Annotated in this window: 19 protein-coding genes; 1 reads left to right on the top strand and 18 read right to left on the bottom strand. The window is 69.9% G+C overall.

Annotated features, from left to right (window positions below):
- Positions 1-35 precede the first annotated feature (35 nt).
- From OGL88_RS06130 to OGL88_RS06050, 17 genes are all read right to left on the bottom strand, one after another.
- Complete coding sequence (locus OGL88_RS06130; protein WP_263090579.1) at positions 36-5,888, bottom strand: Ig-like domain-containing protein; 5,853 nt, start codon at positions 5,886-5,888, stop codon at positions 36-38.
- Positions 5,885-7,297 carry a serine/threonine-protein kinase gene (locus OGL88_RS06125; protein WP_205462527.1) on the bottom strand — a complete coding sequence of 471 codons (1,413 nt, stop codon included), beginning with the start codon at positions 7,295-7,297 and terminating at the stop codon, positions 5,885-5,887. The genes OGL88_RS06130 and OGL88_RS06125 overlap by 4 nt, the downstream gene beginning before the upstream one ends.
- A gap of 140 nt (positions 7,298-7,437) precedes the next feature.
- Positions 7,438-8,259, bottom strand: a complete 822-nt coding sequence (locus OGL88_RS06120) for a PP2C family protein-serine/threonine phosphatase (protein WP_123294286.1) — start codon at positions 8,257-8,259, stop codon at positions 7,438-7,440.
- A 3-nt stretch (positions 8,260-8,262) separates the two neighbouring features.
- Complete coding sequence (locus OGL88_RS06115) at positions 8,263-9,000, bottom strand: FHA domain-containing protein (protein ID WP_263090577.1); 738 nt, start codon at positions 8,998-9,000, stop codon at positions 8,263-8,265.
- Positions 9,001-9,052: 52 nt separating this feature from the next.
- Positions 9,053-9,631 carry a hypothetical protein gene (locus OGL88_RS06110; RefSeq protein ID WP_263090576.1) on the bottom strand — a complete coding sequence of 193 codons (579 nt, stop codon included), beginning with the start codon at positions 9,629-9,631 and terminating at the stop codon, positions 9,053-9,055.
- Positions 9,632-9,735: 104 nt separating this feature from the next.
- Complete coding sequence (locus OGL88_RS06105; RefSeq protein WP_263090681.1) at positions 9,736-10,497, bottom strand: YaaA family protein; 762 nt, start codon at positions 10,495-10,497, stop codon at positions 9,736-9,738.
- Positions 10,498-10,502: 5 nt separating this feature from the next.
- Entirely contained in the window at positions 10,503-10,766 is a 264-nt protein-coding gene (locus tag OGL88_RS06100) for a F0F1 ATP synthase subunit epsilon (RefSeq protein WP_263090575.1), read from the bottom strand.
- Position 10,767: 1 nt separating this feature from the next.
- Positions 10,768-12,222 carry a F0F1 ATP synthase subunit beta gene (gene atpD / locus OGL88_RS06095; RefSeq protein WP_065959250.1) on the bottom strand — a complete coding sequence of 485 codons (1,455 nt, stop codon included), beginning with the start codon at positions 12,220-12,222 and terminating at the stop codon, positions 10,768-10,770.
- A 47-nt stretch (positions 12,223-12,269) separates the two neighbouring features.
- On the bottom strand, positions 12,270-13,172 hold the full coding sequence (locus OGL88_RS06090) for a F0F1 ATP synthase subunit gamma (protein ID WP_123312398.1): 903 nt from the start codon (positions 13,170-13,172) through the stop codon (positions 12,270-12,272).
- Complete coding sequence (gene atpA / locus OGL88_RS06085; protein WP_123312397.1) at positions 13,173-14,801, bottom strand: F0F1 ATP synthase subunit alpha; 1,629 nt, start codon at positions 14,799-14,801, stop codon at positions 13,173-13,175. It abuts the gene before it with no gap.
- A 107-nt stretch (positions 14,802-14,908) separates the two neighbouring features.
- Positions 14,909-15,703 carry a F0F1 ATP synthase subunit delta gene (locus OGL88_RS06080; RefSeq protein ID WP_205462531.1) on the bottom strand — a complete coding sequence of 265 codons (795 nt, stop codon included), beginning with the start codon at positions 15,701-15,703 and terminating at the stop codon, positions 14,909-14,911.
- A 2-nt stretch (positions 15,704-15,705) separates the two neighbouring features.
- Complete coding sequence (locus OGL88_RS06075; RefSeq protein ID WP_123937768.1) at positions 15,706-16,260, bottom strand: F0F1 ATP synthase subunit B; 555 nt, start codon at positions 16,258-16,260, stop codon at positions 15,706-15,708.
- A 9-nt stretch (positions 16,261-16,269) separates the two neighbouring features.
- Positions 16,270-16,506: an ATP synthase F0 subunit C gene (atpE, locus tag OGL88_RS06070; RefSeq protein WP_027465781.1), complete on the bottom strand. Its 237-nt coding sequence runs from the start codon at positions 16,504-16,506 to the stop codon at positions 16,270-16,272.
- Positions 16,507-16,567: 61 nt separating this feature from the next.
- On the bottom strand, positions 16,568-17,428 hold the full coding sequence (atpB, locus tag OGL88_RS06065) for a F0F1 ATP synthase subunit A (protein ID WP_333925860.1): 861 nt from the start codon (positions 17,426-17,428) through the stop codon (positions 16,568-16,570).
- 107 nt (positions 17,429-17,535) lie between these two features.
- A complete protein-coding gene (locus OGL88_RS06060; protein WP_263090562.1) occupies positions 17,536-18,027 on the bottom strand; it encodes a hypothetical protein in 492 nt (163 codons plus the stop codon).
- A complete protein-coding gene (locus OGL88_RS06055) occupies positions 18,024-19,250 on the bottom strand; it encodes an MraY family glycosyltransferase (RefSeq protein WP_111083866.1) in 1,227 nt (408 codons plus the stop codon). Before OGL88_RS06055 ends, OGL88_RS06060 begins: the two co-directional genes overlap by 4 nt.
- The gene (locus OGL88_RS06050; protein ID WP_123312393.1) at positions 19,247-19,921 is read right to left on the bottom strand and encodes an L-threonylcarbamoyladenylate synthase; all 675 of its coding nucleotides are present in this window, start codon (positions 19,919-19,921) and stop codon (positions 19,247-19,249) included. The genes OGL88_RS06055 and OGL88_RS06050 overlap by 4 nt, the downstream gene beginning before the upstream one ends.
- 37 nt (positions 19,922-19,958) lie before the next feature.
- Here OGL88_RS06050 and OGL88_RS18005 point away from each other — a divergent pair, with 37 nt between their 5' ends.
- A complete protein-coding gene (locus tag OGL88_RS18005) occupies positions 19,959-20,609 on the top strand; it encodes an HAD family hydrolase (RefSeq protein ID WP_263090558.1) in 651 nt (216 codons plus the stop codon).
- A gap of 121 nt (positions 20,610-20,730) precedes the next feature.
- Here OGL88_RS18005 and prmC read toward each other — a convergent pair whose 3' ends face one another.
- The gene (gene prmC, locus OGL88_RS06040) at positions 20,731-21,606 is read right to left on the bottom strand and encodes a peptide chain release factor N(5)-glutamine methyltransferase (RefSeq protein ID WP_374114426.1); all 876 of its coding nucleotides are present in this window, start codon (positions 21,604-21,606) and stop codon (positions 20,731-20,733) included.
- Between the last annotated feature and the right edge of the window lies 1 nt (position 21,607).

The following is a 21,607-nucleotide window of genomic DNA, read 5'->3' as shown; positions in this document are numbered from 1 at the left end:
GGTGCAGCGTACGGCGGAAGGGCGGCTGGGCGGTGTCAGCCCGGGGCGGGTTCCGGATCGGGTTGTTGGGGCTCGGGGGCTGCCGCGATGGGGAACGCCTCCGTGTTGTCGCCGGTCTGCGTCGAGCTGGAACCGTCCGTCGCTGTCACGAGCGCTCGGACACGCACTGACTTCGCGAGGGCCGGTGGTGTCGGTGCGGGGCTACCCGCATCCCAGCTCGCGGTGGTGGAGATGCCGGTGCCGTCGTCCGTCAGGTACCAGCTCGCGGTGAACCGCACCGATACGCCAGCCCCGGTCGGCCCGGCGACCGTGAGCGGTTGCTCCTGCTGAGCGGCGACCACGGACATGTTCGCATCGAGAGCGGTCGCGCTGCCGGTCCAGGACTGGTCGTCGGTCGTGCAGAACGAGCTGCCGGGGCCGCCACAAGCGCGCAGCACCATCTGCGCCGAGACGTTCCGGGCACCCGATCCCGGAACACCCGTCCAGGTCTGCCCGGGCTGCAGGGAGATGGGCTGACCGCCCGTCTCCAGCTGGTAGTGGTGAGCACTCCGCGAGGGTGCGGTGATGCTGACGTTCCAGAGGTTCTTACCGACCGGGGTCACGTCGATCGACGGACGCCCGGTTCCGGTCGGGCGCTCGTAGGTCACGGCGTCGGTGTACTCGACATTGCAGAAGTACCCGTTGGAGACGGTCACGGCGTAGCGCGTCGAGCCGCCGCCGACGCCCGAGTCGCGTGTCGGACTGGACGTTCCGAGGGAACCAGAGGGATTGGCAGAGCAGTCGACGTTGCCCGACCGGAAGACGCCGTAGCGAAGTCCGGATCCGCCAGCGGCATCCGGAGCACCCCAGGTGACGGTCACGGTCGACCGACCTGACGAGTCCGCTTGGTCTGCAGCCACAGCTTGCACGTTCGTCGGTTTGCCGGGGGTGCCGACCGCGGTGCCGCTCGCCGACGCCGAGTTCCACTGCACCACCGTGCCGTTGCGATCAGCGCCGTTCCGAGCCGACACGGTCACCGTGTACTGCGCCGCGCTCTGGGCTCCGGAGAACGAGGTGTTCGTCGCGGTGCCGGTGTTACGGGTGTCGGACAGCCCCGGGCCCTCGATCGTCACGACGTAGTTGTCGACCGCGCTGCCCCGGTTCGGAGCGGCGACGGCGCTCCACTTGACGTCGAGCTGGTTGGGCGTCGACGCGTTCGGCGTGACGGTGATGCCCTTCGGCGGCGCCGGCACGAAGTCCGCACTGATCGGAGCGGAGCTGCCCGACGGCTTCGAGTCGCCGATCGCGTTGGTGGCGACGACCTGGAAACGGTAGGACGCCTTCGGGTCCAGCCCGGTCAGCGTGCAGACGGTCGCGGTGCCGCAGTTCTTCGAGACGCCGTTCGTGCCCGTCACGCGGTACCCGGTGATCGGCGAGTTGTTCCCCTGAGGCGTCGACCACGTGAGCGTGGCCTGGCCGCCGTCGTACGAGCCGGTGCGGGTCGGTGTGCCCGGGGCGTCGGGGACGTCCTGCACGGAGACTGTGACGTCGCCCCACACGTACCGGTCCGGGTCGTTCGTGGCGTCCGCGACCTGGTACTGCAGGTGGGCGTCGACGGGCTTCGCGTTGTCGGAGACCCGGACCTGCAGGCGGGAGCGGTCGGCGCTCGGCGTCACCGAGACACCGCTCGGCAGCCCGCCGGAGAGACCGCGGATGTTCACGACGCGCAGCCGCTCACCGGGGAACGGGTTGGTCGGCTGGTCGTTCGTCAGGACGTCGATGGTCGTGGTCGCACCACGCTTGGTGATCGACCTGTCGGCGCCGGGTTGCACGAGCGGTCGGGTGGACGCCACCACGCCGACGGTCACGGTGCCGGCACGTCCGGCGTTGGCGTCGTCCTGTACGCCGATGCCGATCGACGCCGTCGTGTTCTTCTTCGCGGTGTCCGGCACGGCGATGGTCAGCTGCTGGCCGGAGATCGTCGCGGTGGCACCGCTGGTCGGCCTGCTCACCACGGAGTAGCGCAGCTCCGGCAGGTCCTTCGGGTACGGGTAGTCGGTGAGCTTGGTCAGGTCGACGGTCCGGGTCTCGCCCGGCTGCATCTCGACCGCCGAACCGGTGAACGCCGGCGGCTGGTTCGACCGCGGTGTCACGGTGACCGGCAGCACGAGGGTCGCGACGCGGCCCTTGCCCCCGTTCGCCGCGGAGCCGTCGGTGACCTCGAACGAGATGGACGCGTTGCCGTAGTAGAGCTTCGACGAGGTGAACTGCAGCGTCGACGAGTCCACGACCAGGCTCTGACCGTTCGCGTGCGTCGCCTTCACCGTGCCGCGGTCCGTGATCTTCGCCGTCTGGCCGTTCGCGGTCACGACGTAGTCCTCGAGCGGGATGCGGACCGTGGCCTCGCTCTTCACGGTGACGGCACCGGCCGAGCGGTTGATCTGCGGCAGGGCGTCGTCGAACCCGGGGACGTTGATGAAGCCGTAGGACACGATGTCGGGGTGGTCGACCCGTGCGACCGAGAACGGGATGACCTGGGACTCGTCGGTGAGCCGGACCGTGATCCGTCCGTCGTCGGTGAGCCGCGCGGTGTCGCCGTAGCCGTCCACGATCCCGACCCGCAGGTCGGCAGCGGTGCCCTCGGCGAAGAAGACGTTCTCGAGCACGTCGACGGTCACGCTCTCGCGCCGCAGGATGTCCTGGAGGTCCAGGGTGGTGTCGTCGACCTCGGGGCGGAGGGGCTGCGCGTCCGGGTCGACGGTGACGGTGAGGAACGCGGTGCTCGATCCCCCGCTCGCGTTCGCGACGGTGTAGAGCACGGCGTAGTCGCCCGACTTCGCGGTCTTCGGGGGTGTGACCCGGATCTGCTGCTTCCGCAGGATCTTCGCCGACACGTCGTCGGCGGTGGGCTCGGCCGCCGACACGGTGAGCTGGCCGCCCTCGGGGTCGGAGTCGTTCTGCAGCACCCGGACGGTCACCGACCCGCCGGGGCGGATGGTCACGTGGTCGGCCTCGGCGACGGGGTTCGACGCCTGTTCGGCCCGGGGCGCGATGCCCACGCGGACCGTGCCGGTGGCACGCGCGCCCAGGGCGTCGACCACGGTGTAGGTGAACTCGTCGGTGCCGGCCGAGTAGTCGCCCGCCTCGTAGGTCAGGGCGTCGGACGCGACGTCGGTGACGGAGCCCTTGTCCGGGTTCGACCCGACGCCGACGAGTTGCACGGAGTCGCCATCCGGGTCGACGCCGTTCAGCGGCACCGAGATCCGCACCGACGAACCGGCCACGACCCGGGCGGTCACGGTCTGCGGGACCGGCGGGTTGTTCGTCGCGGCGTCCCGCTCGCGCACCGAGATCGAGACGGCGGCGTCGGCGTACTGGCCGTCCGGACCCGCGACCCGGTAGACGGCGGTGTAGTTGCCGGGGGTCTTCGGCGCGAGGTAGCGCAGGTGGTCACCCGAGGCAAACAGCAGACCGCCGTCGCCGGGCACGTTCTGCACGAGCTCGGGCTCAAGAGTGAGGGGTTCACCCTCGGGCTGGGTGTCGTTGTCGAGCACGTCGATGTTCGCGACGTCGCCGACCCGGACGGTCGCACTGTCGGGCTGGGCGACGGGCGGCTGGATCCGGTCGGGCTTGGGGATCTCGACGACGGTGATCGTGCCGGTGGACGACGCGAGGCCGTTCGTCTCGGTGTAGCCGAAGGACACCGGCCCGTCGAGCGGTGCGGTCAGCGTGACGCGCACGGTGTGTTGGTCGAGGATGCTCGCCTGGACGCCGCTGCCCCGCTCGGGTCCGTCGAGGGCGGTGACGAGCAGCACCCCGCCCGCGGGGTCGATGTCGGTCGCGGTGACGTCGGTGTCCTTGCTCGAGAGCGTGTTGACGAAGACCGTCTTCGGGGTCGTGATGGGCGCGGTCGAGGCGTCCGGCGGGGCGAGGATCGTGACGCGCACGATGCCGCTCGACGTCTTCACACCGTCGGTGACGGTGTACTCGAGCTGGTGGTCACCGGCACTCGCACCCTGCACCCGGAAGGTACCGGCGTCGTAGCTCGGGGTGACCGTCAGCCCGGCCGACGACGACACGCTCGTGAGGGTCACGGTGCCGTTGCCGCCCCGGACGTGGTCGAGCGGCTCGACCGTGAGGGCCTTGCCTGCGTAGCCCTGCACCGGGAACGGGTCGGCACGCAGCGGCACACTCCCCTGCTTCGCCACGCGCACGGTCACCGAGCCGCGGCCGTCGGCGCGTCCGTCGCTCACGACGAGCTGCACGGCACGGTCGCCCGTCCGGCCGCTGTCCGCGCGGAAGTCGAGCAGGCCGTCCGGGGTGGTCGACACCCGGTCGCCGTCCGAGGCGGTCGCGGACTTCAGGTACACCGGGTCGCCGTCCGGGTCGACCCAGTCGCCGAGCACGCTGCTGACGACGTGGCCGTTCTGCACCACGTCCGCGGAGGTGTCGCGCACCTGCCGCGGGGCCTCGTTCTGCGATTCCGGCCGCACCGTGACACGGACGGTCCCGGTGTCCGACCCGCCGTTGCCGTCGGTGATCGTGTACGGGAAGGTCACGGTGCCGGTCGCGCGCGACGACAGCGTCACCTGCAGCCGTTGGCCGTCGGCGACGATGGCGACCCGGCCGGTGGACTCAGAGATGGACCCGACCTCGCTCACGATGATCGGGTCACCGTTCGGGTCGTAGTCGTTGAGCAGGACCGGGAGGCTCGTGGTGCGTCCCGGTCGAGCGCCCAGGTCGTCGTCCACCGCCACCGGCGGCTTCTGGTCCTTGTCCACCTCGGGGTCGTCGTCGGAGACCTGCTCCTGCTGCTGCTCGTCGTCCTGCTTGATGAGGTCGGCCCAGTTGTCGATGAGCTGGCCACTGCGGTCGATCGCCCACGAACGACCGCTCGAGGGGTCGTTGGCGACGACGGTCTGCCCGTTGTGCAGGATCTGCATCGTGCTCGTCCCACCGGTGCTCGCGAGCCGCTGGAGCGCGGTGCCGTCGCAGGTGTCGATCGCCTGACCACCGGCCCATGCCGCGTAGGTGCAGGACCCGTCGACGTAGGGGCGCGCCGCGCGCCCGGAGACCTGGAGCGCGGTGGCGTCGACGGACCCCGAGGCACTGACCCGGACGAGTCCGGCGGTGCCCGCGACGGTGACGTCGGACGAGGTGTCCGACGATCGCTGGAGCGCGGGTGACGCGCCGACCCGGTCGCCGAGCTCCACGGTGCGGCCGTCGATCGACAGGGCGCCGCTGGTGCGGTCGAGCACGGCCAGGTGGCCGTCGAAGGTCGCGACCTGGAAGTCGTCGGTGCGGTCCATGTCGACCTTCCACCGTTGGTCGACGGACAGCGTCGACCCGACGTCGACGAGCGATGCCGTGCCGGTCTTCGCCGAGTACACCGCGACGTGTCCGTCCGACGCGTCGAAGACGGTGTCCGCCCCGAGCGTCAGGTCGGCCTTGGTCGAGGCGTCGAACTCGGCGAGGTCGGCCGCAGGCGTCGCCCACAGCTCACCGGTGTCCTGGTTGCCGATCACCGCGGTGTCCCCCGCGAAGAAGACCTGCGGTGTCCCCGCGGGCAGGGTCACGGCATCGCCGACGGTGGCGTCGGCGACGTCGACCTTGGCCACGGTCCCCTTGGTCTGGTCGACGCTGTAGACCATGGACCCGCGCTGCAGCACGGACAGGTCGTCGCTCGCGGTCTCGACGGCGGTGTTCAGCTGGAGGACGCCGGTGTTGGCCCGTCCGACCGCTCCGTACTCGGCGGAGGGCACCCACACGGTGCCGTCCCCGAGGTCGACGCGCTGCGTGTGGTACCCGGTCGAGACGATCGCGGTCGTCGCGACGACCGCGGCGACCAGGACGGAGACCCCGGTGGTGACGGCGGCGGATCGGTGCTTCGCGACGAGCCTGCGGATCACCCGGTGCTCCCGACGGTCGCGCACTTCTGCGCGCTGGCTGCACCGGTCTTGCCGTCGCGGTTGACCGCGACGGAGATGCACTCCTCGTCGCCGCGCTGCCCGGAGACGACGAACGTGGTGCCGGTCTGCTGGCTGGACGCGCCGTTCGACGAGATGACGTAGGTGTCACCGCTCTGCAGACCCGGGTCCGCCCACGAGAACGACACCGCCTGCGCCGAGGGCTGTGCGCGGACGTCCGCCACCACGGGGATCGCCCCGGCGCCGAGCCGCCCGACGACGACCACGGTCGCGATCGCGAGGGCGGCGACCACGACGACGGCGAGGGACGTCGCCCAGACGAGCGTCGACCGGGTGCGTCGTCGCGCACGGGTGACCGATCCGGTGCGGTGGACGGTGCCGACGCTCTGCGAACCACCGGCGACGACGCCGCCCTGGACCGCGCGACGGGTGCGGCGGCGGGCGCCGACCCGCGACGGCGGCTGGAGCTCGCGGATCATGGTCCGGTCGCCCTCCGGTGTCGGGGTCGCGATGGCCCATGCCTCGACCGCGACGTCGGCCGCGGTCTGCGGGATCCCGAGCTCGGCCTCGACCTGCTGGAACCCGCGCACGAGTTCGAGCACGGTCGTCGGGCGCGACGGCACCTTGCGGGACAGCGCGGTGGCGAGCAGGCGCTCGAGCGACGGTGGGACGTCGGTCCGACCGGTGGGCTTGACGCCGCCCTTGTCGATCCGGCTCATCAGGTCGCTCGCACCGTTCTTGCCGCCCCGGACCTCGAACGGGCTGCGGCCGGCGAGCAGGGAGTACACGGTGGCGGCGAGGGAGTACACCTCGGACTGGATCGTGCCCCGGGACTCGTCGATCAGGACCTCGGGCGCCGACCACGGGATCGACATGCCGATGGGCTCGTCCGGGTCGGTCCCGCCGATGGTCGCAGCGATGCCGAAGTCGGACAGCACGGGGTTGCCGTAGGCCGTGAGCAGGATGTTCGACGGCTTGATGTCACGGTGGAGCACGCCTTCGCGGTGCGCGGTCTCGAGGGCGGACCCGATCCGGACACCGATCGAGAGCACCTCGGACACCGGGATCGGCTCACGCCGGTACCGCTCGCTGAGCGACGAGGAGCACAGCTCCATCACGAGGTACGGACGTCCGTCGGCCGCGACGCTCGCCTGGAACACCGTCAGGATCGACGGGTGGGTGCTGAGCCGGGCCATCAGGTTGGCCTCGGCCTGGAACATCTGGCGGACGCGGTCGTCGACGACCTCGTCGAGCAGGACCTTCACCGCGACCTGACGCCGCGGCATGTCCTGTTCGTAGAGGAAGACGTCAGCGAAGCCACCGGAACCGAGGACGTGCACGGGGCTGAACCCGCCGATCACGGGCGGGTTGGACGGCAGGCGACGCGCCATCGCCATCTCCTCCCCGGCCGAGCGGCCAACTCTCTCGTCGTGGCACAGTCATTGTACGAAGCGCCGGTGACCGTCGATCCGCACACCGACCACCTGTGGACGGGCGCACTCCCCCAGTTCGGGGGGTCGTGCGCCGGCGGTCAGTGCCGCGGCAGGGTGTCCTCGAGGTCGCCGTCGTCCGGGGCGGCGTCGACCTGGAGCACCACGACGGTGACGTTGTCGCGTCCCCCGGCGACGACCGCGTCGCCGACGAGGCGTTCGGCGAGCCCCTGCGCACCGGCTTCCCGCGCCGCGATGCGCGCGATGCCGGCGTCGCCGAGCTCCTTCGTCAGGCCGTCGGAGCAGACGATGTACCGGTCGCCCGCGCGGAGCGGCAGGGTCCACCAGTCGGGCGCCGGCGGTTCGCCGAAGCCGACCGCGCGCGTGATGACGTTGCTGTCCGGGTGCTGTTCGGCGTCCTCGGCCCGCAGCAACCCGGCGTCGACCATCTCCTGCACCACGGAGTGGTCCACGGTGACGCGGCGCAGCACGCCGTCCTCGATCCGGTAGGTCCGGGAGTCGCCGACGTTGAAGACGAGCGCCGCCGGCTGCCCGAGCGACGCGACCAGGGCGATGCCGGTGACGGTCGTGCCCGCTCCGATCGCGTTGCCGCCGGCTGCACGCTCGATGTCGGCCGTGGCGAGCAGCAGCGCGCGCTGGATGCCCTGCCGCGTGGTGAAGGGCTCCTGCGTCACCTGCTCGAGTCGACGCACGACGGCGTCGCTCGCGCGGTCGCCGGCGAGGTGTCCGCCCATGCCGTCGGCGACGACGAAGAACGGCGCCCCGACGATGTAGCTGTCCTCGTTGTGGTCACGGCGACGACCGACGTCGGTCGCGGCTCCCCACGAGAGCGTCAGGGTGGCGCCGTCGGCACCGGGGACGTCGATGGCGTGCGCAGTGGCTGCTCGGCCGAGTTCGGTCACGTTTCAGGATCGCTCTCTGGGGGTTCGGGGCGTGCCGTGTGCTGTCTGGTCGGTGGGCCACGGGGGAACCGGTGGGAACCCGTCCGCCGTCGGTGCGACCCGGAGGTACGGCGAGAGAACCTCGATGGCGTTGCCGTCACCGACCTCGACTACCGTACCCGTCAGCGCGACGATCGACGCACCCGATGCCATGCGGTACACCGGCGCGCCGGCCGGTCGGACGACGGTGCCGTTCGTGGACCGCAGGTCCTGCACCACCACGGCTTCGCCCTCGGCGTGGATGCGGACGTGCGAGGACGACACCTGCCCGTTGGCGGACCGCACCGTCACGAGTTCCGGTTCGGGGCCGCTGGTGATCCGCGGCAGCGACGGACGCCGTCCGATGACGACCGGGTGGTCCAGACGGAAGGTGCGGTCGCCGATGCGGATCGACGGCACGCGCGCCGCGGGCGCGGCAGGGACGGACGGGAGGCCCGTGGCGGTGCCGGCGGGCACGCTCGGTCCGACGGCGCTCCGGACACGGGCGCGGACGACCGTGTCCTCCGGGTCGGCTCCGTCGTCGGCAGGCTCGTCGGCACGGTCGCCGACCGGTTCGGACGGCTCTGTGGGCGGTCGGATGACGGTGTCGCCGAGCACGTCGTCGAAGCGATCGCCGCCACCGGCACCGCGGGGTCGCCGGATGACGGTGTCCTCGATGTCGTCGTCGCGCAACCGGAGCCCTTCGGATGTGGTGTCCTCCACCGTAGACGATCCGGTCGACCCGCCACACCGCGCCGACGGCCGTCCGCACCGGTCACGATCGGTGACGGTCACGACGGGGCCCGGCCCACGTCGGCGCGCTGCCGGCCAGGACCGAGCGCAGGACCAGCCCGGCGAGCGGGTCGTCGGCACGGGTCTCGAGGGCGTAGCGCGCCCGAGTCTCGGCGCGGGCCGACGACCCGAGCGCCCACGCGCACCAGGCTCCGAGTGCGAGCGCACCGGCGGCTCCGGCCGTACTGTCCACCTGACGACCCTCGGCGCACCAGACCCGCCAGGCCTCGGCACAACGGTCGCCGGCCGTGCGCAGACGAGCGCGGTCCGGTTCCGGTCCGATGCCGTGCAACGCCGGCGGCGTCGGGTCGTCGAACGGGTCGAACCCCCGGATGGCCCGCGGATCCGGCTGGTCTCGGCTGGCGAGGAACGGGATGAGCGCCATGCGGGTGGACAGCGCACCGCAGGCGGTGACGATCGCGATCGCGCCGACGCGGGAGCCCGCGCCGACGCCGGACGTGACCAGCGCTGCGGCCGCTGCCGGGAGGGTGACCGCCGCCGCGATCTCGCGAGGGAACCGGACTGCGGTGTGGTCGGGGGTGTGTGCCGTCAAGGGGATCATGCACGCCATCGAAGCCTGATCCGGGCCTCCAGTCAGGCACGAACCGACCACCTGTGGACAGCAGCGCCCCGGCCCATCCTGTGGAGGACGGACCGGGGCGATGGTCAGGCGGTGACGGGTTCCAGGCTCTCGGCGACCAGGTCCCAGCCGGAGTCGCTGCGTTCGACCACGACTCCGTGCGCGGCGGCCCAGTCGACCAGGTCGTCCATGGTCGCGACGACCGCTCCGGTGCGCGCGAGCAGCGCGACCAGTCGGCCCTTGGCGGTCTTGTTCCAGTGGTTCAACGCCCGCCGCCGACCGGAGCCGTCGATGCTCACGACCCGCGGGGCGACCGCCTGCGGGAGGGGACCGAGCTGACGGTACCCCTCGGACCGGAGATCGAGCACCAAGCCGTCCGCCCGTTCGATCAGGACCCGGGACGAGGCCGTGGGCCAGTGCGACGCCAGCCGGACCGTCCCGAGCCGGGAGTCGTGCGACAAGCGGTACGCCGGGATCGGGTCACCAGCGCCGATCGGTCCGAACATGGCCGACTGCACGACGACGTGGTCGTGCCACCACGCCCGCGTCGACGCATCGGCGGTCTGCGCGCCGAGGGGATCGTAGAGCACCCCTGTGTACCGCTCGATCGCCGGCATCGTGCCCGACGTGTCGAGCTCGAGGTTACGGAACCGTTCGGCGATCGACTTCGGGCCGAGCTTCAGAGCCGTCCGGGCCGAGGACTCCTCGGAACTGACGGAGCGGGCCGCGGCGATCACCGCGGCCCGCTCTTCGGCCAGTTCCGGGAACGAGAGTGCACGCAGGTCGAGCGTGCGGCTCGTGTCCCCACCCTCCCGCTTCGTCTCCGAAGGCGGGAGGAGGACGGTCAGTCCGGTCAGGACGCCAGCGCGGCCTGCCGCGCGACGATCGTCACCGTGTCGTGCTCCACCGACAGGAAGCCGTCTTCGGCGTCGACCGCGACGGTCGACCCGTCGGCCCGCGTGATGCGGACCTGACCCTGCGCGAGGATCGCGAGCATCGGCTCGTGTCCCACGAGGATGCCGATCTGGCCCTCTGTCGTGCGTGCGACGACCATGGTGGTGTCGCCCGACCAGACCTCACGGTCGGCCGAGACGACGCTCACGCTGAGACCCGCCATGTCAGCGGTTCTCCTTCTGGATCTGTGCCCACTTCTCTTCCACGTCGTTGATGCCACCGACGTTGAAGAACGCCTGCGTCGCAACGTGGTCGAACTCGCCGTCGGCGATGGCGCGGAAGGACTCGATGGTGTCCTTGAGCGGCACCGTGGAGCCCTCGACGCCCGTGAACTTCTTCGCCATGTACGTGTTCTGCGAGAGGAACTGCTGGATACGACGAGCACGCTCGACCGTGATCTTGTCCTCTTCGGAGAGCTCGTCGACACCGAGGATGGCGATGATCTCCTGCAGTTCCTTGTTCTTCTGGAGGATCTGCTTGACGCGCGTGGCCGTCTCGTAGTGGTCGGCGCCCAGGTACCGCGGGTCCATGATCCGCGACGTCGAGGTCAGCGGGTCGATCGCGGGGTACAGACCCTGCGACGCGATCTCACGCGAGAGCTCGGTGGTCGCGTCGAGGTGCGCGAACGTGGTGGCCGGAGCCGGGTCGGTGTAGTCGTCAGCCGGCACGTAGATCGCCTGCAGCGAGGTGATCGAGTGACCACGCGTCGAGGTGATGCGCTCCTGGAGCACACCCATCTCGTCGGCGAGGTTGGGCTGGTAGCCCACGGCGGACGGCATGCGACCGAGCAGCGTCGAGACCTCGGAGCCGGCCTGCGTGAAGCGGAAGATGTTGTCGATGAAGAGGAGCACGTCCTGCTTCTGGACATCGCGGAAGTACTCCGCCATCGTCAGCGCCGACAGGGCCACGCGGAGACGCGTTCCCGGCGGCTCGTCCATCTGGCCGAACACGAGGGCCGTCTTGTCGAAGACCCCCGCCTCTTCCATCTCACCGATGAGGTCGTTGCCCTCACGGGTGCGCTCACCGACACCGGCGAACACCGACACACCGCCGTGGTCCTGCGCAACGCGCTGGATCATCTCCTGGATGAGGACCGTCTTGCCGACGCCCGCACCACCGAAGAGGCCGATCTTGCCACCCTGCACGTACGGGGTGAGGAGGTCGATGGACTTGATGCCGGTCTCGAACATCGAGGTCTTCGACTCGAGCTGGTCGAAGGCCGGGGCCTTGCGGTGGATCGGCCAGCGCTCGGTGATCTCGAGCTTCTCGTCCGTGTTGAGCACGTTCCCGAGGACGTCGAAGACCTTGCCCTTGGTGACGTCGCCGACGGGGACCGAGATCGGAGCGCCCGAGTCACGGACCTCCTGGCCACGGACCAGGCCGTCGGTCGGCTTCAGGGAGATGGCACGGACCAGGTCGTCGCCCAGGTGCTGGGCGACCTCGAGGCCGATCTCCTGCGACGAGTCACCGATGGTGATGGTCGTGAACAGGAGGTTGTACATCTCCGGGATTGCGTCGTGGGGGAACTCGATGTCGACGACGGGACCCGTGACACGGGCGATCCGGCCGACACCGGGCGCCGACGACGTCTCGACCGCGGTGGTTGCGGTGTCGGTCATGGCTGGTGCCTTCCTGAGGGTGGGTATCTGTCCGCGAACGACGCGGACTACTTCTTCTTCGACGAGAGGGCGTCGGCGCCGCCGACGATCTCGGAGATCTGCTGCGTGATCTCCGCCTGACGCGCGTTGTTCGCGAGTCGGGTGAAGTCACGGATCAGCGAGTCCGCGTTGTCGCTGGCCGCCTTCATCGCCTTCTGACGGGCGGCGTGCTCGGAAGCAGCCGACTGCAGCATGGCGTTGAAGATGCGGCTCTCGATGTAGACCGGGAGCAGCGAATCGAGCACCGCATCGGCGTCCGGCTCGAACTCGTAGAGCGGCAGGGGCTCGTTGCCCTCGGGCTCCTCGACCCCTTCGACGACCTCGAGGGGCAGCAGGCGAACGACCTGCGGCTCCTGCGTCGCCAGGCTGAGGAACCGGTTGAACACGATGTGGATCTCGTCCACGCCGCCCTCCGCGGTGTCCTGGAGGAACTTCGCCACGACGGCGTCGCCGATCTCCTTGGCCGTCGAGAACTCGGGCTGGTCGGTGTTGCCGACCCACTGCTGCTCCGACGCGCGCTCACGGAACGCGAAGTACCCGACGGACTTGCGGCCGACCAGGTAGTAGACGACGTCCTTGCCCTCGCTGCGGAGCAGGGAGGCGAGCTCCTCGCCCTGCTTGAGGACGTTCGTGCTGAACGCGCCGTTCAGGCCGCGGTCCGAGGTGAAGAGCACCACGGCCGCACGGGTCGAGGACTCCGGCTCGGTGGTCAGCACGTGGTCGACGTTCGAGAACGTCGCCACGGCCGACACCGCACGCGTCACGGCTCGCGAGTACGGGCCGGACGCAGCCATGCGGGCCTGCGCCTTCTGGATCCGCGACGCCGAGATCAGTTCCATCGCGCGAGTGACCTTCTTCGTGGTCTTCGCGGACTTGATTCGCTGTCGGTAGACCCGGACCTGCGCTGCCATCTAGCGACGACCCTTGACGATCTGCTCCTGGTCGACGTCCTCGGCGTCTGCCGCGTCGAACTGCTCGGAGCCGAGGGTCTTGCCGTCGCTCGTCTGGAAGCTCTTCGAGAACTCGTCGATCTGCTTCGACATCTCGGCGACGGTCTCGTCGCTGAGCTGGTTCGTCTCCCGCAGGGTCGTGAGGACCTCGGAGTTGCGACGCAGGTGGTCGAGCAGTTCGGACTCGAAGCGCAGCACGTCCGGCACCGGGACGGTGTCGAGCTTGCCGTTCGTGCCGGCCCAGATCGAGACGACCTGCTCCTCGACCGGGTACGGCGAGTACTGCGGCTGCTTGAGGAGCTCGGTCAAACGGGCACCACGGTCCAGCTGACGACGCGACGCCTGGTCGAGGTCGGACGCGAACATCGCGAACGCCTCGAGGGAGCGGTACTGCGCCAGCTCGAGCTTCAGCGTGCCGGAGACCTTCTTGATCGACTTGACCTGGGCGTCACCACCGACGCGGGACACCGAGATGCCCACGTCGACAGCCGGACGCTGGTTCGCGTTGAAGAGGTCCGACTGCAGGAAGATCTGGCCGTCGGTGATGGAGATGACGTTGGTCGGGATGTACGCCGAGACGTCGTTCGCCTTGGTCTCGATGATCGGGAGACCCGTCATCGAACCGGCGCCGAGCTCGTCGGACAGCTTCGCGCAACGCTCCAGCAGACGGGAGTGCAGGTAGAAGACGTCACCCGGGTACGCCTCGCGCCCCGGCGGACGACGCAGGAGGAGCGACACGGCGCGGTAGGCCTCAGCCTGCTTCGACAGGTCGTCGAAGATGATGAGGACGTGCTTGCCGGAGTACATCCAGTGCTGGCCGATGGCCGAACCGGTGTACGGGGCGAGGTACTTGAAGCCGGCCGGGTCGGACGCGGGGGCGGCGACGATGGTGGTGTACTCCATCGCACCGGCGTCCTCGAGCGCGCCCTTGACGGAGGCGATCGTGGAGCCCTTCTGACCGATCGCGACGTAGATGCAGCGGACCTGCTTGTCCTCGTCGCCGGACTCCCAGTTGGCCTTCTGGTTGATGATCGTGTCGATCGCGATGGCCGTCTTGCCGGTCTGGCGGTCGCCGATGATCAGCTGACGCTGACCGCGGCCGACGGGGATCATCGCGTCGATGGCCTTGATGCCGGTCTGCAGCGGCTCGTGCACCGACTTGCGGGACATGACGCCGGGAGCCTGGAGCTCGAGGGCACGACGCCCTTCGGCTGCGATCTCGCCGAGGCCGTCGATCGGGGCGCCGAGCGGGTCGACGACGCGACCGAGGAAGCCGTCACCGACGGGGGCCGAGAGGACCTCACCGGTACGCGTGACTTCCATGCCTTCTTCGATGCCGGCGAACTCGCCGAGCACGATCGCGCCGATCTCGTCTTCGTCGAGGTTCTGCGCGAGGCCGAGCGTGCCGTCCGCGAAGCGGATGAGCTCGTTGGCCATGACGCCGGGGAGGCCCTCGACGTGCGCGATGCCGTCACCGGCGTCGGTGACGTGCCCGACCTCGGCCGTGGAGGCCTTCGTCGGCTCGTAGTTCGAGACGAAGTCCTTCAGGGCATCACGGATCTCATCGGGGCTGATGGTGATGTCTGCCATGGGATTTTCCTTGTGGTTTTCCGGGGCCCTTCGGCTCCGAGAGGGTGACGCTGCCGGACTCGGCAGTTCCCGTTGTGGACTTGGGAGGAGCGGCTTCGACCGTACGCCTAGCCGGCGAGCTGGAGCCGGAGCTCCGAGAGCCGCGTGGACACGGTGCCGTCGATGACGTCGCCGCCGATCTGCACCCGGACCCCGCCGACGACCGTGGGGTCGACGACCTGGTTGATGCTGATGTCCTTGCCGTAGCGCTCGGCCAGACCGCGTGCAACGCGTGCCGACTGGGCGGTCGTGAGTGCCGTGGCGGTGACCACGGTCGCGACGAGCTTGCCGTCCTGCTCGGCCACGATGCGCGAGGCATCACGGACGAGTTCACCGATGCGGCGGCCGCGAGGCTGCTGCACGAGCGCGGAGACGATCGTCACGGTCTGCTGCGACGCCTTGGCACCGAGGAGCCGCTCGACGAGCGCGCCCTTCTGCGCCGGGCTGCCGAGCTTCGTGCCGAGCGCCAGCTCGAGGCCGGCGTCCGAACGGACGGCTGTCTCGAAGGCGAACAGCTCGGACTCGATCGGTGAGCCGCTACCCGCGGTGGCGGCGACGGCGCGGATGCCCGCGTCCTCGATGCCGGCGAGCAGGTCCTGCTGCGAGGACCAACGTGAGCCGGCCACTGCCGTCAGGACCGCACGAGTCGCGTGCGACTGGCCGGCGAAGACGCGGTCGATGAGGACCTTCTTGCCGGCCGGGTCGGCCGTCGGGTCGGACAGCAGCCCGAGCAGCTGCGGCGCACCGGCGATCGCACGCCCGGAGGCGAGGATCTCGGCACCCGCGGCCAGGTCGGCGCTCGAACCGAGGTCCGAGAGCACCGCCCTGGTGGACGCGAGTGCTTCTCTGGTAGCGCTGCGCATGCTCAGTGCTCCCCCGTCTTCGTGGCCTGCGAGGCCTCGAGGTCGGCGAGGAAGCGGTCGACGACTGCTGACGACTTGGCGTCGTCCTTGAGCGATTCGCCGATCACACCGGACGCGAGGTCGAGGGCAAGGGTGCCCACCTCGGACCGGAGCGACTGGACGGCGCTCTGACGCTCGGCTTCGATCTGCGCCTGGGCGTTGGCCGTGATGCGTGCTGCATCGGCCGCTGCCTGCTCGCGGACCTCGTTGCCGATCGCCGTGGCGTCGGCGCGGGCCTGCTCACGGATGCGGGACGCCTCGGACCGGGCGTCGGCGAGCTGCTTGTTGTACTCGTCGAGCGCAGCAGCGGCCTGCTCCTGAGCAGCCTCTGCCTTCTTGATGCCACCCTCGATGGCCTCAGTGCGCTCATCGAGCATCTTCGTGATGCGCGGCGTGACGACACGCCACATCACCACGAGGATGATGAGGAAGGCCACCGCGGACCACACGATGTCGTACAGCGGCGGAATGAGGGGGTTGTGCGTCTCCTCCGCCGCGATGATGAGTGCGTTGTGCATCGAGGAACCTTAGTTCGTGAAGATGAAGTACGTGGCGATGCCGATGAAGGCCAGGGCCTCGGTGAAGGCGATACCGATGTACATGAGGGTCGTCAGGCGGCCCTGGAGCTCGGGCTGGCGGGCGACGGACTCGATCGTCTTGCCGACGACGATGCCGACACCGATGGCCGGGCCGATCGCAGCGAGGCCGTAGCCAACCGTCGCGATGTTGCCGTTGATCTCCGCGAGAACGGTCGTTGCGTCCACGTGTTTTCCTTTCGAGGTGCGGGTCCGACGGTTGCCGGTCCCGTAGGGGGTCAGTGAGGAATCAGTGCTCGTCAGCCAGCGCCAGCTGGATGTAGACGGCGGTGAGGAGCATGAAGACGTAGGCCTGCAGCAGCGCGACGAGGATCTCGAAGAAGCTGAACGCGATGCCGAACGCGAGGGTCCCGACGCCGAAGGCCTTGAAGCCGAGCGAAGCGTCGAAGAAGAAGAACTGCGTGGCCGAGAAGAACAGGACGAGCAGCAGGTGCCCGACGACCATGTTCATCAGGAGTCGCAGGGTGAGCGTCACCGGACGGAGCACGAAGGTCGAGACGAGCTCGATCGGCGTCACGATGATGTAGAGGAACCACGGCACCCCGGGCGGGAAGAGCGAGTTCCGGAGGAACGTGCCCGGGTGCTTGCGGAGGCCGGCGTAGATGAACGCGACGTAGGCGACGATCGCGAGGATCATCGGCATCGCGATGCGACTGGTGCCGGCGAGGTTCATGCCCGGGATCAGACCGGTCAGGTTCATGAACAGCACGCCGAAGAAGATCGTCGCCAGGAGCGGCAGGAATCGCTTGCCGTCCTTCTCTCCGAGGTTGTCGAAGGTGTTGCGACGAACGACGTCGAACGCGTACTCGATGAACGCCTGACCGCGGTTCGGGACGAGCTTCAGCGCGCGGGTTCCCACGAAGGCGAACACCAGGAGCACGGCGACGGCGAAGAAGCGGATGAGGACGACCCGATCGATCTCGAACGGCGTCCCGGCGAAGAAGATCGCATCCGGGAAGAACTCGTTGATCGACGGACCATGGAACTCGGCGGCCTTGCTGCTCCCCGCCGCAACGGTGTCAACCGCAGCAGAGAGGGACAGGGGAAGAGCGTGGGATAGCAGCGCTGTCTCCTGTGTCGGCGCGCGCACATCATGGCACGCGATGGTGGACGTTGTGGAGGCTTGCCCGCTCCGAGCGAAAGGCTCCGGTGGCGGACTCCGAGAAGCCTATCAGGTGCGAGAGGCTTCCCGGCTTCTCAGTTGCGGGGGGTCGGGTTCTCAGCGTGCGCGGAGCCACCGGACCCGTCGCCGGGCAGCTGCACGCCGATCGGGATGCGGGCCTTCGCCACCGCGACGACGTCGATGACCAGGGACCCGACGACCCCCGCGATGATCACGATCGCGAGCACCGGGAAGTCCACCCAGGTGCGGTCCTTCAGGGCCACGAGCAGCACGATGAACACGATGAACTTGAGCAGCCAGGTGCCCATCACGATGCCGAAGAAGGCGCCGGAGATCATCTGGCCCTTGGACACCCGCAGCGCGACGAGGACACTGACCGCGGTGAGGCCGAGGAACACCACGCTGAGCACGGCTCCGAGCAGGCCGCCGACGAGCCCGGGAGTGTCGGCGACGAGCAGTCCCACGACTCCCCCGACGATCGCCAGGGCGACCGCGAGCACGGCGCCCCACGTGATGATGCGGCGGAACACCGGCCGGACGTGGTCGAGCGCGTTCGGTGCGGTCACGTGATGTCTCCTGGGATCGTGCGGTCGTTGGCGGCCCGGTCGAGCGGGTCGAGGCTGGCGTCCACCACGGCGGCGGAGCGGTTGGCGGTCTGTGCGGCGATCTCGGTGCGCTTCCGGCCGAGCGGCGCGAACGTGGCGACGGCGCACACGGTGAAGCCGACCGCGACGAAGGCGACCACCCAGTACCAGTCCACGAACAGGAACAGCAGGCACCCGACCGCGACGGTGGCGGTCCACGCGTAGAAGATCAGCACGGCGTGGAAGTGCGAGTGCCCCATGTCGAGCAGGCGGTGGTGCAGGTGCTTGCGGTCGGCCGAGAACGGCGACTTGCCCGCGCTGAGCCGTCGGGTGACCGCGAGACCGAAGTCCAGGATCGGCACGATCAAGATCGCGAAGGGCAGCAGGATCGGGATGAACGCCGGCAGCAGCGCCTGGCGTGTCTGCACCGCGGCGGGGTCGATGTTGCCCGTGACCGACACCGCACTCGTGGCCATCAGGAAGCCGACGAGCAGCGCTCCCGCGTCGCCCATGAACAGCTTCGCCGGGTGCCAGTTCAGGATGAGGAACCCGAAGCAGGACCCGACGAGCACCGCCGTCAGCAGTGACGGCAGGTTGAAGAAGAACTCGGTCTGCACGACCACGCGGTTGATGAAGAACGTGTAGAGGAAGAACACCCCGCCGGCGATGATCGCGACCCCGGCGACCAGGCCGTCGAGTCCGTCGATGAAGTTCACCGCGTTCATCACGAGCACCACCGCCAGCACCGTGAAGATCAGGCTCATGTAGGACGAGCCGACGCCCAGCGTGTTGCCGATCGGCAGCGACACGATCGCGACGCCCTGCCAGGCGAGGATGCCCGCGGCGATGATCTGCCCCGCGAGCTTCGTCATCCAGTCGAGGTCCCAGATGTCGTCCGCGACGCCGAGGACCACGATGATCGTCGCTCCCCCGAGCACCGCCAGCACGCGCCCGGGTTCGGAGAACACGAGCCGGAAGTAGTCGGTCCCCGCGATCGACGGGAACAGGAACCACGCCGCCAACAGCGACACGATGACGCCGATGTACATCGCGATCCCGCCGAGCCGTGGCGTCGGCGTGCGGTGCACGTCGCGTTCGCGGACCTGGGGGTACCACTTGTACTTCAGCCCGAGCTTCCACACCAGCACGCTGACCAAGAAGCTCACGACCGCGGCGATCGCCCCCGCCAGCAGGTAGTACTTCATCCGACGAGGTCGGCCCCGACGACCCGGGTGATCTCGTCGTCGGAGATCACCCCGTGCCGGACGATGCGGAGCTTCCCGCCGTCCGACAGCCCCGTCGCGTCGACGATCGTCGACCCGGTGGAGGCCTCGAAGCCCTCGTGCTCGCCGATCGCCCCGCCGTCCAGGTACACGGCGACGCTGTCCCCGAGCATCCGCTCGGCGGCGTCGACGTCCATCGCGGCCGGGTCGCCGGTCGAGTTCGCGGACGAGACCGCGAGCGGACCGACCTCCTGCAGGAGCTCGAGCGCGATCCGCGAGTCCGGCATCCGCAGGGCGACCGTGCCCCGCGTCTCACCGAGGTCCCAGTCGAGCGACGGCTGCGCCCGCAGGATCACGGTCAGGCCGCCGGGCCAGAACTCGGCGACGAGGTCGCGCACCTGCTGCGGCACGTCGCTCGCGAGCGCGTCGAGCGTCGGCGGGCCGGGGATCAGCACCGGCGGCGGCGACTGCCGCGTCCGGCCCTTCGCGTCGAGCAGCCGCTGGACGGCGGCCGCGTTGAAGGCGTCCGCGGCGAGGCCGTAGACGGTGTCGGTGGGGACGACGACGAGGTCTCCGCGCCCGAGGGCGGCACGTGCGAGCCGCATCCCGGTCAGGAGCCCGTCGGAGTCGGTGCAGTCGTATCGGGATGCCATGACTCGACGATGATAGTGCGACACAATGGAGGACATCGTGAACGAGTCCCCTGCGCCCCACCTCCTGTTCCTCTTCGACATGGACGACGTCCTGGTCCGGTACGACTGGCAGGTGCGGATGGCCGCACTCTCCGAGTTCACCGGACACGAGTTCGAGGAGCTCCGTCGCCGCTGGTGGGACTGCGGCCACGAGATGCGTGCCGAGGCCGGCGACTTCGCCGACGGCGACGAGTACCTCGCCGCGTTCGAGCGGGCCATGGAGTGCGACGTCCCCGAGGCCGAGTGGGCGCGCATCCGCGGGTCCGCGATGACCGAGCTGCCGGAACGCATCGAGGCCGTCCGGATCGCGAGCGAGCACGGGCGTGTCGGCCTGCTCACCAACAACGGGCCGCTCGCGGGTCGGTGGATCCACCAGTGGGCACCGTCACTGCCGGGGCTGTTCGGCGAGCACCTGGACACGTCGAGCAACTTCGGCGCCCGCAAACCCGAGCCCGAGGTCTTCCGCCGCGCCATCGAACACCACGGCGTGCCCGCCGAGCGCACGTTCTTCGCCGACGACATGCCGGAGAACATCGCGGGTGCCCGGAGCGTCGGCATCCACGCGGTCCTGGTCGAGCGTGACACCGACCTGCGCGAGCACGTCCGCGCCTTCGTCGCGCAGCAGCGCGAGGCCTCCCCCGTCGCCTGATCCTTCCCATCACGTTCGCGATGGGAACCAGAAACGGGCGTACCTGGTCGTTCCGAACGACCAGGTACGCCCGTTTCCGCTGAGCACGACACACTGACCGGGAGGCCCGGGGTGCGTCCGCCTACCGGGTCGCGGTGGTCGTGCGGTCGCGGCCCGTCAGGTCGACGTGCGTCTCCGGGGTCCGGAACCCCCGGCGCGCCAGGACCTGCCGGACGCCGGCGCCCTGCGGCTCGGCGTGCTCGATGACGAGCACCCCGCCGGGCACGAGCAGCCGCCACGCCGTCTCGGCCAGGGCGCGCACGGCGTCGAGGCCGTCCGGTCCGCCGTACAGCGCCATCGCGGGGTCGTGGTCGCGGACCTCGGGGTCGATCGGGATCGCGTCGTCCGGTACGTAGGGCGGGTTCGACACGACGACCGAGACGGTGCCGTCGAGTTCGGGCAGCGCATCGGCGAGGTCGCCCTCGACGAGTCGCACCGTGCCGCCGTGAGCGTCGATGTTCCGGCGAGTCCAGGGCAGGGCCTCGGGCGACCGCTCGACGGCGTACACGACGGCGTTCGGCACCTCGGTGTCCATGGCGATCGCGATCGCACCGCTGCCGGACCCGAGGTCGACCGCGATCGGCTCCGGGACGGCCACGGCCCGCAGCGCGTCGATGCCGAACTGCACGACGCCCTCGGTCTCGGGACGGGGCACGAACACGCCGGGTCCGACCGCCAGGGTCAGTGCACGGAAGTACGCCTGCCCGGTGATGTGCTGCAGCGGCTCGCGGGTGCTCCGCCGCGCGATCGCGTGCCGGAAGCGCTCGACGTGCTCCGGAGCGATCGCGCCGCCGGTCATCGCGCGGGCCTGCACGGCACCGCGCGAGGTGTCGGTCGCCCACGCGAGCAGCAGCTCGGCGTCGACCTGGGGCGTCGGGACGCCGGACGCGACGAGCGCCGCGGCCGCCTGCTCGAGCAGGCGATCCGCGGCGAACGTGCGGGGCGTGTCGGAGGTGATC

Source organism: Curtobacterium sp. RIT-PI-V (assembly GCF_025642935.1).
Lineage (GTDB): Bacteria > Actinomycetota > Actinomycetes > Actinomycetales > Microbacteriaceae > Curtobacterium.
This window is presented reverse-complemented; position numbering and strand designations above follow the sequence as displayed.